Here is a 13,432-nt window from a genome sequence, read left to right as displayed (position 1 = left end):
AAATTACTTCTTCATAACCGCTGATCCCTGCTCCTTCAATAAATCAATCAATTCATTTATTGACTCCCTCAACGACCTAATCTCCTTTATAAGCTCATTAACACCCTCAAACTCAACCTTAAACTTGACACCACTTGCCTCCACAGGCTCATCCTCACTCACAGTGGCACGTTTCCTAACCCTTGCCTTACCATCCTCGTCCTCATTACCAGCCAACTCCTGAAGCAACTCCTCAAGGTCTACCTTCTTCCTCCTGCCAAACATACTGATTAAAAACTTCCCAGGCAGATTAATAAGGCACTTCAACTGAGTAATACTGTGATTGGCGTAATCTATGATGATGCATACCTAGAGCATAAGCCGCCTAGGTATCACATTGAGAACCCCAGCAGAGTCTCGTCAATAATGAGCACGCTGTATCAAAGGAATATTCCCATAGAGAGGCTTGTGACGAACGTCAATGAGTGGCTGGTTAAAGTTCATGACTTAACCTACATACATCAAATAGATAGTGCTTGTGAAGGGAATTACGTGTTCATTGACGCTGATACCTACGTGAGCCCAGGCACGTGTAGGGCGGCTAGGCTAGCTGTTGGTGCCGTGATTAAGGGAATCGACAAGGTCTTGAGCGGTGAGTGGAATGCAGCCTATGCTGTGGTTAGACCTCCTGGGCATCACGTTGGTCGTTCTGGCAGGGCATTAATGGCTCCAACCCAGGGCTTCTGCATATTCAATAATGTAGCCATTGGGGCTGTGTATGCTTTAAGCAGGGGTATCGATAGGGTGGCTATTTTGGACTTCGATGTGCATCATGGTAATGGGACCCAGGAGATATTCTATAACGACCCAAGGGTCCTTTACATAAGCCTTCACCAGGACCCGGTCACCATTTTCCCTGGCACGGGATTCATCGGAGAAGTTGGGGAGGGCGAGGGCGAGGGATTCAATGTTAATGTTCCATTACCACCACTCACCGGTGATGATGCCTATCAGGACGCCTTGAGTAGGGTTGTCTGGCCAATAATTAATGAGTTCAAACCCCAATTGATCCTGGTTTCCCTAGGCTTTGATGCCCATGAACTCGAGACAATAGCGAACCTAAGGCTATCCCTAAACACCTACGCCGAGATGTTTAGGGGGTTAAGGGATTTGATAGGTATGGTTAAGGGGGTCATATTCGTACTAGAGGGTGGCTACAACTTCGAGGTGTTGAGCAGGGGATCCCGGTTATTAGTTGATATAATGAGTAATAGGGATTTCGAGATCGATGAGGAGAGTACGGTCACGGATCCTAGGGTGAAGTCTCGCGTGAATTCCGTAATAAAGGAGGTTATGGGTGTGCATAAGCAATATTGGCATATTGAATAGCTTAGGAAAGATTTAATAATCATCGCATGACCTACGTAATACGCGTGATGATGCTGGGCTGGATGAATGATGATTTCGGTTAATAGCGCTGAGTGGACTCATTCTTTTTTATATGCGGTATTGGGATTTTTGAGAAATTGAAATGTTAAGCCTAATTAACTTAAGGAGACTTATTATTGTTTGTGAGAAGGGTAGAGTTGGATTTTGTTCCTGGCCTTAGGGTTGAGTTTGTTGATAGGGATGTGGCGTTGAGGCAGGTTAGTGAATGGGCTGAGAAGGGGACTCGGTTCCCAATCGTCATTTTCGGTCCAGAGGGTTGTGGTAAGACGGCATTCCTTAAGCAAGCCGTCGAGATGCTTAGGGAGTCGGGTTATGAGGTGTTTTATATTCATCCGTTGGATGAGGTTTTTGATGCCAAGGTGTCGTTTCCCGACGTCAAGAGGGCATTCATGGATTTTGTGGAGAAGGCGCTTGCCGAGAATGCTGTTGGTAGGGTTGTTTGGGCTGTGTTCGATTTCACACGCAAGATATTGAGTATTAGGAGGTCTAGGGTCGCGGTCGTAGTCGATGATGCATTCCAAGTGATTGGTGTGGATAAGGCTGCGGCTTACGTGAAGGGATTGCTCAACATAATTGAGCACCCCGTCTATGACTATGACAGGATGGTTGTTCTCGTAGCCACAAGCGAGGGCTTGTCCAGGGAGGAGATTGGTAGGCATTCCTGGGCTGAGATCACGCCCATATGGAACATGCCCCAGGGCGGTTTTAAGCAACTTTACGAGAAATTAACTGGCCCCAAACCGCCGTTTGACGATGTTTGGAGACTCACGGGTGGAAACCCAAGGATGCTAGCCAGGCTATACCAGGCTAATTGGCATGTTGATTATGTCTTAAATAGGATCATCGATGAGAGGGGTTTATCAAGGGATTTCATAGCCAGGTGGAGGAGCTGGCTTGAGAAGGTTGTCGACGATCCTGACGTTGTCAGCGAGGTTGAGTTTCCAGGTGAGCTTAGGCATGAGCTAATTAGGAGGAATCTACTGATCTACACAATGTACTCCAGAAGGCCTTACCTTTGGATCGATGAGATGCCACCAGAGAGGGACTCTGAGATGGGCATTGGTAAATACGCGGCCTGGCATACGCCATTACATAGGGATGCGGTTAAGAAAGCCCTCGGCGAAGCTTAGGGCGTAAATTCTTAGTTCCGCGTTGATTACGACTACGAAACCCTCATTATTAGTAATCACGAGAATGGAACCTCAGTAATACCGGGGATTATGATCACTTGCCTCCAGCACCTTCACTTATGCTGGATCCTCCAATCTAAAGATGCTGATGTGTAGTTAGAGTGCCCTTACTGCCTTGTGCTAATTGTGAGTTAGTGATTTATTTCTCCTCATAGCTTACTTTGTGCGATGGGTTACCGCACAAGTAGGTATTACATAGTTTTGGTTCTGTTGTTATTGTTACTCGCTGGCATTAACGCGGTCTTGGCACAACAAATTCAACTGCCCGTGTACATACCTGCCGTTAACGTTAGCATAACAGCCTTGTCCGCAAACGGCATGCCCCTCACGAAGTACGCGATTGTCGGCATAACCTGCGCCCAATACAACGTGAGCAACATAGGCCAGATAAGTGCGGTAATACCCATACCAAGCACAGGAAGCATAACGTGCAAGGCCTACGCGTACTCCTTCGGCGTCTACTCAAGTAAGACGATAGTGCTCACAACCAATGAGAGTGGGGAGTCAATACCCGTAACCCTGGTAATACCCGTGAGTGGGTATTACGTGCCAGGCATAGGGTTTGTGCCCGTGGGTACGTTGGTGGCTATTGCCGTGGTAATCATAATAATCATAATCCTAATAACCATAGCGCTCATTGAGTACAGTAACTGGAGAAGAAAAAGATTAGCAAGACTCATTAAGCCGCCTGAGTGACCTAATGCGCAGTCATGGTCTGCGGCATAATATTGAGTGGCGGTTTGTCCAGGAGGTTCCAATCACCCAATGAGCCCTGGGTCGATAAGGCGTTATATGTGATTGATGGTAAACCAATGATTGTGAAGATCTATGAATCGCTGAAGGCGATTGTTGATTCTGCAATCATAGCCGTGAATAATGAAGATAGGGCCAAAAGGTATAGGGAGGTTGTCCCTGAGGCCAAGTACGTTATTGATAATGAGCCGTTTAAAGGTCCATTGGCAGGGATTTACTCGGGGATTAGGGCGTGTAATGATGATTACGTGGTCGTCATACCCAATGACATGCCGTTTATAACGCCAAATGCCATAGAGTTGATGGTTAAGGAGTTATCCAGCTTCGATGCTGTGACCTACATATTACCGAACGGACATATAAGTAATGCATTGATGGCCTTGAGGAGGGATGTGGCTATTCCAATCCTCAATAAACTAGCCGAATTAGGTAGGAGCAAGTCCTTCGACCTATTGAGGGGTGCGCCCAAGGTTCTATTTATGAACCCACTAACCCATGGAGTAGACGCTAAGTCTCTTGTTAATATCAACACAAGGGATGATGTAACCAACGAACCTAGGTTAGGCGAGGTTGTGGTTAGGAACGACGTCAGCATAGTTAGGGACTTTAGGATAGATGATATTACCGATCTACGCGTCAGCAAATTAATAGGCTCGCTCTGGTACACAATAGCGACTGGCGATTACATACCGGAGTTCAGGCTGTACGCAGAGTCCGGAGTACAAATGTTAGTAGCCCACGTACTGCTTGATTCGAGGAACGAGAACGTGAGAGCCTTGGGTAGGAGGATACTGGATGCGTTGGATGTGGAGAAGGCATGAAGGTACTAATAATGGCTGGGGGCAGGGGAAGTAGGATTGGTGACCCGAGTAAGCCGTTGATTAAAATCCAGGGAAAACCAATGATCGAGTACGTGATCGACGCAATAAATGGGTTGGGAGAAATAAACATAGCCACAACAAAGAACCACGAGAGGATCATTCAATGGGCCAGGTCAAACAACTACACCATAGTCCTAACTAGCGGTAGGGACTACCCAAACGACTTAATCGAGGCCTTGAGACTCACGGGCACACCAACACTGGTGCTACCCAGCGACATGCCCCTATTGAGCAAGGAATTCATAACCAAATTCCTGAGGGCAGTGGCGCACATAAGGACGCCGATGGTTACGCTCGCGGCAGTGAGGGGTTGCGAGATTGAATATACGGGCATCAGCTACATTAGGGACTTAACCATGAGCAACGGCGTAATACCATGGTCAACCCTCACCACGGCATGGACCATGGAGCTAATAAACATAAACACAAGGGAGGACCTAGAAGAAGCAACCAAACTCATCCAAAGGAGGACACAGCAACCCATTAGATAGGTTTCGTCCTCTCCTCCATATCCTCTATCAACCATACCCCATACTTACTAGCAATATCGACAGCCTTCTCCAAAGCCCTCAGACAATACAGGACGACAACAACCCTACCCTTAAACCTATCCGGCCACCTCTTCATCACCCTATCAACCCTCCCAACAAGCCTCCTGACAGCCTTCGGCCCAACCTTCACCTTAGCATCACCAATAATCGTTAACTGCTCACTCGTTCCATAAATGTCGAACTCGTACCTCCTATCAAAAAATGTCGGTCTCGTCCTAATTTCAATACCTCTCTGCTTGAGGAGGTGCTGGACGACGTGGTTGGCTTCGTCTTCGAGGCCTATTGTTAGGTTGTTGAGCATGTTCTCAATTCCTGTCAACCTCCTCTCGATCCTACCAAGCCTCTCTCCATGCTCTTTAACGATTTTTGTTAATTCCTCGATTGCCTTCGTGTTTTCCCTCGTAGCCTTTGCCAACTCTTCAACCACAGCCTCAAGCCTGGTCAACCTATCCTCAACCCCTGCCACCCTCTCCTCAAGCTTTGCCAACCTCTCCTCATGCTCCTTAACGATTTTTGTTAACTCCTCAACCGCACTCTCTAACCTCGCTAACCTCTCCTCATGAGCCTTGACCGCCTTCGTCAACTCCTCAATGGTTGTCTCAATCCTCGATAATCTATCTTCCACCTTAACAAGCCTCTCTTCATGTGCCTTGGCTAGTTTTGTTAACTCGTTAACAGCCTCAACAAGCCTATCTACGGAGGACTTGAGGTCAGCATAACCAATGAGCCCCATAACAGCCAACCTAAACTCCTCATCCTCACGAAGCAACCTCAACAACAAACCCCTCAAATCAACAGACATTGCTTCCTCCTCAAGGGTTAAATTGGGTACCACTAAATAAGTGTTTCCTTAGCTAGGTTAAACTTTAACTACATTTTTACGTAGATAATCTCACATGTGATGGTTACTTGAATCACATGGCAGTATTGGTAAATGGGCTGGTCGAACCCAAAGATTTCGAGAAGTCTTTACCCCTCAGGGTGAGGAGCTTGTTTAAATTTTCAGTAGCGTTGTGGGTGAGAGGGGCTCCTAGACTTCCTAGTCTGGGTCTGTGTAACCACCGACGTAGGCTTCTTAGGCAGCCTGTGGGGTAGGGCCATACTAGCCTTGGTCACTAGGTACTGCAGGAACGTGCTAGTGACCGCCAGCCCCAGGGAGCCGGTTAGGCGTAAGGGTAGCGAGCCGACGGCTAAGACAATACCAAAGACAATACCAAAGCAGTGGGTTATCTACAGGGCATTATCAAGGGAACTGGGATTAGTGACCATAGACACGACCCATGAGGCACCATCAGAGTCGCTGGCTAAGTTAATTAATGAATTGAGGCTGGTAAATTAAACACTAGTGTAAACCTCGATGCCCAATGTTCTGGCAGCCTCCAACCCCCTATCATCGATGAACGGTGTCACTAGGACGAGCCTCGGCTTAATACCCGTGATGGTCTCGTACAGCTTTCCGACCCTTGAGAATTCCAGTGCGTCGCCACTTGAGGCGCTTGCCTTAATCTCAATTAGTATGTGTGTTCCATCCCTAATCGCTACATCAACCTCCACCTGGGATGGATGCCCATAAACCATGCCATCCTTATCGAAGTAAACCCACTTACCAACCGTGGCGACACCCAGAATCCCCTCAACCACGCCCCTCATGGCATTCCTAAACGCCTCCTCAGACTCAACACCCCACCTAGCCCCAAGAGCCATCAACCTCCTATCAAAGGCCTTAATAGCATCCTCCACCCTCGCCAGTCTATCCTCGTGGGATCTAACGGCCTTCGTCAACTCCTCCACGGCATTCTCCAGTCTAGTTAGTCTATCTTCTACCCTGGTTAACCTGTCTTCATGTGCCTTGACTGCCTTTGTTAACTCCTCAACCGCACCCTCCAGTCTCGTTAGTCTCTCATCATGTGCCTTAACAGCCCTTGTCAATTCCTCGATGGCTGCCTCAACCCTCGATAACCTATCCTCTACCTTGGCTAGTCTTTCTTCATGAGCTTTAATAGCTCTCGTTAATTCCTCAACCGCACTCTCTAACCTCGCTAACCTCTCCTCGTGTGCCTTGGCTAGCTTCGTTAACTCATTGACAGCCTCAACAAGCCTATCAACGGAGGACTTGAGGTCGGCATAACCAATCAGACCCATAACAGCCAACCTAAACTCCTCATCCTCACGAAGCAACCTCAACAACTCAACCCTTAGGTTTGCACCCATCCCATAAATCAGCACGTAATGAGTTAATAAAGCTTAGCAATAGGATGGGGATAAACACGGAAAGGTGTAATGTTTAGGCGAGTCTCTTCACCAGCTCGCTAAGCCTACTTACGAACTTGTCGAATGTTATCTCGCCAACCCTTCCCAGGCTCTTACCTGAGTAATGACCCCAAGCCTTCTCATCCGTGAGCAACTTAGCCAATGCCTCAACAGCCTCGTCAACACCTTCGTAACCAAGCCCAACCTCGCCATTCATGGCTAGGTCACTCCAGGCACCACCACTCCTATGAACAACAACGGGCAAGCCCCTGGCCATTGCCTCGGCAACCGCGATACCCCAGTGCTCATTAATCGTCGCGTGGAGGAAGACTCTAGCCCTATCCATGGTTTCGTTTATCTCGGCCCTGGGAGCGTTCAACCTCAGGTAGACCTGGTGCTCTTCATCCAGTTCATTAATCACATTACCCTCACTAATCACCTTAACACCAAACCCAGCCCTCCTCGCCAAATCGGCAACCCTATTGACATAACCAAGTTGGGTCCTGGTAGTGGCGCCGCCGAAAATAACCAACTTAGCACTGGGAAACTCCCTAACTAGCCTAGGCATCAACTCCGTAACAACCCAGTGATAACGTTTCTCCTCACTAAAGCGACCAAGCATAACCACCAAGGGCAACCTATCACTGAGCGGCTTTGGGGAACCAACAATGGCCATGTTTGGCGGTATTGGTGGGTTAAGGACAACGGGCTCCTCACCATAGACCATCTTAACAACACCCGCGGTCCACCTGGAATTAGTCAGCACAAGGTCGGCATCCCTGAACGGATTCTCCCTCAAATACCTAGGCAACAATCTAGTGAAAACGCCCCAGTAAATATTCATTGGGAACTTACCATAACGCTCCATTATGTAAGGATCCTCACCATAGGCAAGCCCAGAACCCCTAAACCTAGGGTCAACAACCACCTCAAATGGAAAATGAACATACTCAACAATCTTCAAACCCCTAGACCTATACCCAACCAAGGGCTTATAAGCCTCCTCATCAATAAACATAACCCTAGTATCATAATTATCAAGAACCTTCTTGGCAGGCCTCCACATGTATAGACGAGTCCAGAGACCAAAGGCCTTAATGTTAACGGGCATCAACGTGTAAACCCTGAACCTGGAAATATCAATACCATACCAATCCACATACCTCCCTGGATCAAACTTAAACGTACCAGTAAGAATAGGCTCAAGACCAACACTATCCAACGCAACAGCCGCGGAAGCGCAAACAAGCTGACCACCGCCAGGCGAGCCCCAATAATGATGGCTCACTACTGAGTACGCCATACTACCGTCTAAGTCAAGAAACATAAAATATAAATGTTACTTAAAATACCTGCCTTTAAGTAAATTTTAAGGTAAAAATGCAAGTAATCTTCGTAACATGGCGAAATAAAAGACGGATGTTCGAATTCAGCGGAGGTAATACTAGAACCTCCTTTCTATACAATTTAATAAAATACGTACTCAAACCAGAAAACATAGTTGAGTATAACCTCGATGATTTAGAAACATTAACATTAAGAGGTATTGCAGGACTAGCGCACTTACTTAATACACTATCTCCCTCAATGTCAATATTTCTAAGAGAGGTTCGGTTTCAATACATTAATTGTAATAAAATCATAAGATATGTGCAAAGTTCTAATAAAGATATAGTAATAATTCTTGATCATATTAGATCAGTAATAATGATATCAAAATGCCTTGAAGACCTACTACGTTATAGGTTAAAATTTATACATATATCTCACGATTATAGCGGAGAGTTTCCATACACAACAAGGATGCTAAGTCCCCTAAATAAAAAAGCACTTAACATATTAAGCAAGATTGACCCAATAACAATAGTCGTGTCATTAAGAGACAAAATACTTTATGAAGAGAACGCAAAGTTAAGTAAGGTAATTGTATTCCCTAATATTTACCCTCCGGTTAATGAAGCCTTTAAGCCAATACGATTTCCAATATCGAAAAATAATGATGAATTAAAAATAGTGATCGTTAAACCAAACATTGATAAAAAATATGCAGAAAACATCATCAAAATAATAAAAATGCTACAGAAATATTCGGAGTATTCAATAACTATGGAAATTATTACGTCATTGAAAAACAGCTATGTAAATAATATTGTAAACATTAATAAAGAAACTAGCGAGAAAGTAAAAATAAAAACTAGTGATAGCATACCAGACAGAATAGAATATATAAAACACCTATCCCAGAACCACCTCGGATTGATAGAATTGTACGGAGGTAGAAGCAGCGGAAGCAATGTAAGAAGATACGACTACGCTATAGCATCGGTGGTGCCAGCATCATATCATTTAAATGTACAAGGCGAGTCTCTGCCTCACGAATTAGTTTTTCTAGACATCCCAGATTTAATATCTAAAATAGTTCAATTAACGCCGAATGAATTACATAAATACGGTATTGAAAACATGATATACGCGTATCAATTATATGAAAAACACCTAAATAACATTATAAATGAACTTTCAAAAATAAAGTATTAACGTTAAGATAAAAGTTCGTGACTTGGTCCATATGGGATATAAACGCCATTAATTATTAGGAAACCAATGATCCTAAGGAAAACAAAATCAAACACCTTCCTATAACTAAGTAATTTTAGTGCTTTTCACGACCTTTAGGTAATGAAAATCACGTGGATCGTTTAATAAAAGCATTTTAAGTGTTCTTTTTAATTTGGCGTTAATGAGGGCGTTAGTTTATTGGTCGTTAGGTGGTGTTGGTGGTGTTCAGAGGTTCGACGCTCTCTTGATTAAGGCGTTGAATGAGCTTGGGCTTGATGTAACCGTACTAATGCCTAGCAATGTCGATGCGAACACCCTGAGGAGATATCATGGTGTCAATTTTGATGAGTTAAGGAGTATTAAGGTGGTGAGGTATGGGGTGGTTGATTGCCATAATCAATATTGTAGCTTGCTTAACTCGTTTGTGGGTAATAACGTACTTAATGAATTAGCCCGTTACCATGACTTGTTATTCCTCGATACGTTATTTCTACGGCCATTTCGTGCAGGCACTAAGGTAGTTTTTTACCTACATGGGGCCGTAATGACCTCTAAGCCACGGCCTGTTTTTACGTTGAAGCCCCATAGGTTGTTCCTGCATGGGTTCTTAAGCCTGGGGTCTAGGTATGATATCTTAATGAGAAAGACGGCCCACGTGTATGCCAATAGCCTATTTACAGCATATTTAACCGAAAGTGCGTTGGGTGTGAGACCTGGGGTTCTTTATCCGCCCATTGATACAGAGTTAATACGTAAGTACGCTATGAGTAATAAAGAGCCTATCGTCAGTATGCTCGCTAGGTTTAGTTCGTCTAAGGGGCAAGATTTCGTAACTAGGGCCTTCAGCAGGGCTTTGTCGATATGCGGTGATGAGGAGGACCTTGAACTGGTGCTCATGGGCGCCGCCGATGACTTAGCAAGCCTATCATACGTTAAGCACCTAATGAAACTTTCCAGAGAGTTGGGTATCAGTAGGCGTGTAAGGTTTATGATTAATCCGTCCATAGACACTGTGTATAGGGTCTTGGGCAGATCCACCGCGTTCATTCACGTTAGACCCTATGAGCCATTTGGGATTGTTGTTGCCGAGGCCATGGCTGCCGGGGCAATACCCATTGTTCATAAATCCGGCGGCCCGTGGATCGATATCGTTAAGATGGGCAGGTACGGTCTTGGGTTTAGTAATGAGGAGGAGGCAGCCCTCGGTATGTGCAGGGCTATGGAAATAGCCAAAGAACTCAGGGATGCCGTGATGGAGAGAGCTCGTGAGTTCTCCTACGAAGCATTCAGGAATAGAGTTGATGCAATAGTCAAGGAATTCGGTATTTAACAAGTCTCATTAAGCTCTTACGTCATTATGCTATTCCTTTCTCAAAGTAGTATAATGCTGAAAATACGCAGTTTCTAGAAGTCTTGTGGCATAACTTCGACCTACTTAAAATCACCCAAGCCCTAAATTCCTGTCAGTAAACTCGGCATTTAAATTAATGAACATAGCGTGACTTTCTTCGTAGTATTATACCTCCTTAAGTGCTCTTCTTACTGCTTCTCTGTGTATTGGTGTTTGCCATGCTACGTCCTTACCAATGCCTAGCTCGGGGTCTTTCTCTGGTGGTGGTTGGTCTACCCAGAATACTTGCTTTCTCTCGTACATGTTGTAAACGATTAGGTTCCTCTCCACAAGCTGCCTAATCAACTCCTCGGGTACATCAGGGCTCCACAACGCCTCAGGATCATCAACAACCCTCTCAAGCCAAACCCTCCACCTAACTATGAAGTCCGGCGTTAGCCCCTTCTCCCTAATGAGTTGTGCCACCACAGCATCCTTATCCCAATTCGCCAGGTAGAGCTTGGAGAGCATCCTCGGGTTTCCACCAGTTAGTCTCCAAACATCCTCAAAGGGTGGTTTAGATCCAGGTAACTCCTCATAAAGCTGTCGAAAGCCTTCTCTAGTCATGTTCCACATTGGCATGATTATAGACCACAGATGCCTGCCGATCTCCTCCCTAGACAATCCCTCGCTTGTTGCTGCTATGGCGACTATTTTCTCGTAGTGCTCTGGTGGGTGTTCTATTAGTTCGAGCATGCCCTTGATTATGAGGGCTGCCTCCCTCTTGTCGAGGTATTGGAAGGCATCATCAACAATAACAGCCAACCTCCCCCTACCATGCTTAATGGCTTCTATTGCTAGGTCGATCACGCTCCAGGCAAGCTTGGCTAGTGCGTATTCCGAAGCGGCTTGCTTGAGTACGTTTAGGGCGTGCTGCCTCAGGCTCTCGATGCCTACCTCAACCTCGAACCTCCTCCTCATTGGGTTGAAGTAGATAACGTCGAAGCCAGCCTCCCTAAGCACCTCGACAGACTGCAACAACCAACTAGTCTTACCACAACCCTCAGGGCCGAATACCACGATTGGGAACCCCGTACCCCTCCCCGCCCATTTAATCACTTGTTGAATAGCAACATCCCTATCCACAAAATCAACATCAAGACCCGACACAAGCGAGAGCTTAATCCTCCTCACGCTTGGCTTAAGCCATGCTAAATTAATTAAGCTTAGCATTTCAGTTCCTTAAAACCTCACAATACTACCAACATTCCTAACCATGGATAGGGCATACTTAAGCTGGTACCTCCTGAACTCTGGACGACCGAACTCCCTAACGAGACCCTTGGCGAATTGGTAATGCGCCGCAGCCACAAGTAACTTAGTTGCCCTTCCAGGTGTTGATCCGTGGTGTAGGTGGTGGCTGGCTATTGTCCACGGAACCTCCTTAATACCTACTAGGTGGGCTATCACGCCAAGGAGCGTCTCATCGCTTATGAAGCCCCTTAGCCAAACATCGACACTATTCAAAGCCCTCTCGACCTTATCTAAAATCTCAGGTTCGGGAAGCTTCATTAAGACAACGACCTGTTTAGGACCTATGAAGAATACGGAGCCGCCTCTAAATAGCCCACCTATTGAGCTGTCATAGACCTTGTATGCATATAGTGGTTTTGTGTTACCGTTAATACTGAGTTCACCGGTTTTTCGACTCCTAATCAGGAAGTGCTGCGGATTCCTCTTCCACGCCTCCTCATCGAGTATTGTGTATATGGGGTGATCCCTGAGTTCGCTGTGTATCCTGGGTAGGTCCTCCGTGACCTTATTGTCGCTATCCACAACCATGACCTCACCACCCAGTGTGTGGAAGTCCCTGAGCATGGCTATCCAGGTGTTGTTCCTATTGCGCCAATTACCAAACCTAACCTCAACATTTCCAGACAAGACCCTCGCCAGGATCTCCCTCTGCTTCTCATGGTATACATTATCCACATAAACAATAGCTGCCCTCGGCTTCATAACCTCAACATTTCTCATAAAGTAGGTCTCGACCTCGTGAATCCTGTAAAATGGCAAATACGTAACCAAGTACACGCAGTGATTGCAGTTGAGTACACTTATAAAAATTACACGTGATTAAGTATAGAGATTAGCCACAGCAGGCCCTGCAACATTGCTCACCAGTTGTAGGGTTGCCGGCAACTCTACCTGTGATTAAGTAGATGCTAGCATGACATAATCCATCCCCTGCGTTCCACCTAACCTCGACCTCATAAACATTGATTATACCGTAAGTTCTCAGGAGCCTCAGTACAGCGTCTCCAATAATTATTGGCAAACAACAAGCGAGCCAGCAATCAGTAGTAATCAAACGCCAACTCCTAACCAGGGCTGTGGTGAGTATTCGAATATCGAAGAGCTCATGGTAAATGCGATCCACGGCATCGTCATCGTCAAGCACCTCGTTACTGCATGGATCTCCCTTCTCCGTTA

Annotated in this window: 15 protein-coding genes; 8 read left to right on the top strand and 7 right to left on the bottom strand. The window is 45.9% G+C overall.

Going from position 1 to position 13,432, the window contains the following annotated elements; genetic code table 11:
- Positions 1-3: 3 nt before the first annotated feature.
- Positions 4-264: a hypothetical protein gene (locus B7L70_RS03635; protein WP_081226537.1), complete on the bottom strand. Its 261-nt coding sequence runs from the start codon at positions 262-264 to the stop codon at positions 4-6.
- A 54-nt stretch (positions 265-318) separates the two neighbouring features.
- On the opposite strand from B7L70_RS03635, the gene B7L70_RS03630 reads away from it, so the two are divergent.
- The 5 genes from B7L70_RS03630 to B7L70_RS03610 all read left to right on the top strand — a co-directional run bounded on the left by B7L70_RS03630 (position 319) and on the right by B7L70_RS03610 (position 4,743).
- The gene (locus B7L70_RS03630; protein WP_081226536.1) at positions 319-1,368 is read left to right on the top strand and encodes a histone deacetylase; all 1,050 of its coding nucleotides are present in this window, start codon (positions 319-321) and stop codon (positions 1,366-1,368) included.
- Positions 1,369-1,550: 182 nt separating this feature from the next.
- Complete coding sequence (locus B7L70_RS03625; protein WP_081226535.1) at positions 1,551-2,558, top strand: ATP-binding protein; 1,008 nt, start codon at positions 1,551-1,553, stop codon at positions 2,556-2,558.
- A gap of 228 nt (positions 2,559-2,786) precedes the next feature.
- Positions 2,787-3,314, top strand: a complete 528-nt coding sequence (locus B7L70_RS03620) for a hypothetical protein (RefSeq protein WP_081226534.1) — start codon at positions 2,787-2,789, stop codon at positions 3,312-3,314.
- Between the two features lie 14 nt (positions 3,315-3,328).
- The gene (locus B7L70_RS03615) at positions 3,329-4,192 is read left to right on the top strand and encodes a molybdenum cofactor guanylyltransferase (RefSeq protein ID WP_081226533.1); all 864 of its coding nucleotides are present in this window, start codon (positions 3,329-3,331) and stop codon (positions 4,190-4,192) included.
- Positions 4,189-4,743 carry an NTP transferase domain-containing protein gene (locus tag B7L70_RS03610; protein WP_081226532.1) on the top strand — a complete coding sequence of 185 codons (555 nt, stop codon included), beginning with the start codon at positions 4,189-4,191 and terminating at the stop codon, positions 4,741-4,743. Before B7L70_RS03615 ends, B7L70_RS03610 begins: the two co-directional genes overlap by 4 nt.
- Here B7L70_RS03610 and B7L70_RS03605 read toward each other — a convergent pair.
- Complete coding sequence (locus tag B7L70_RS03605; RefSeq protein ID WP_143701525.1) at positions 4,736-5,605, bottom strand: hypothetical protein; 870 nt, start codon at positions 5,603-5,605, stop codon at positions 4,736-4,738. The two genes, B7L70_RS03610 and B7L70_RS03605, sit on opposite strands and share 8 nt — an antisense overlap.
- 306 nt (positions 5,606-5,911) lie before the next feature.
- Here B7L70_RS03605 and B7L70_RS03600 point away from each other — a divergent pair, with 306 nt between their 5' ends.
- Positions 5,912-6,142, top strand: a complete 231-nt coding sequence (locus tag B7L70_RS03600) for a hypothetical protein (protein ID WP_081226530.1) — start codon at positions 5,912-5,914, stop codon at positions 6,140-6,142.
- On the opposite strand, the gene B7L70_RS03595 is transcribed toward B7L70_RS03600, so the two are convergent.
- Positions 6,139-7,014 carry a PD-(D/E)XK nuclease family protein gene (locus B7L70_RS03595; protein WP_081226529.1) on the bottom strand — a complete coding sequence of 292 codons (876 nt, stop codon included), beginning with the start codon at positions 7,012-7,014 and terminating at the stop codon, positions 6,139-6,141. The genes B7L70_RS03600 and B7L70_RS03595 overlap by 4 nt on opposite strands.
- 73 nt (positions 7,015-7,087) lie before the next feature.
- The gene (locus tag B7L70_RS03590; protein WP_081226528.1) at positions 7,088-8,356 is read right to left on the bottom strand and encodes a glycosyltransferase; all 1,269 of its coding nucleotides are present in this window, start codon (positions 8,354-8,356) and stop codon (positions 7,088-7,090) included.
- A 116-nt stretch (positions 8,357-8,472) separates the two neighbouring features.
- Here B7L70_RS03590 and B7L70_RS03585 point away from each other — a divergent pair, with 116 nt between their 5' ends.
- Both B7L70_RS03585 and B7L70_RS03580 read left to right on the top strand, forming a co-directional pair.
- Positions 8,473-9,591: a hypothetical protein gene (locus tag B7L70_RS03585; protein WP_143701524.1), complete on the top strand. Its 1,119-nt coding sequence runs from the start codon at positions 8,473-8,475 to the stop codon at positions 9,589-9,591.
- A 202-nt stretch (positions 9,592-9,793) separates the two neighbouring features.
- Complete coding sequence (locus B7L70_RS03580) at positions 9,794-10,942, top strand: glycosyltransferase (RefSeq protein WP_081226526.1); 1,149 nt, start codon at positions 9,794-9,796, stop codon at positions 10,940-10,942.
- A gap of 186 nt (positions 10,943-11,128) precedes the next feature.
- On the opposite strand, the gene B7L70_RS03575 is transcribed toward B7L70_RS03580, so the two are convergent.
- The 3 genes from B7L70_RS03575 to B7L70_RS13225 form a co-directional block, all read right to left on the bottom strand.
- The gene (locus B7L70_RS03575; RefSeq protein ID WP_081226563.1) at positions 11,129-12,136 is read right to left on the bottom strand and encodes an ATP-binding protein; all 1,008 of its coding nucleotides are present in this window, start codon (positions 12,134-12,136) and stop codon (positions 11,129-11,131) included.
- A gap of 48 nt (positions 12,137-12,184) precedes the next feature.
- Positions 12,185-13,033: a hypothetical protein gene (locus tag B7L70_RS03570; protein ID WP_081226525.1), complete on the bottom strand. Its 849-nt coding sequence runs from the start codon at positions 13,031-13,033 to the stop codon at positions 12,185-12,187.
- Positions 13,034-13,088: 55 nt separating this feature from the next.
- Positions 13,089-13,432, bottom strand: a 344-nt coding sequence (locus B7L70_RS13225; RefSeq protein WP_162009085.1) for a hypothetical protein, incomplete at its 5' end; no start/stop codon positions are given.

The organism is Vulcanisaeta sp. EB80 (genome assembly GCF_002078205.2).
Note: the sequence above shows the minus strand (reverse complement) of the source record. Positions and strands in the feature narration are given on the sequence as shown.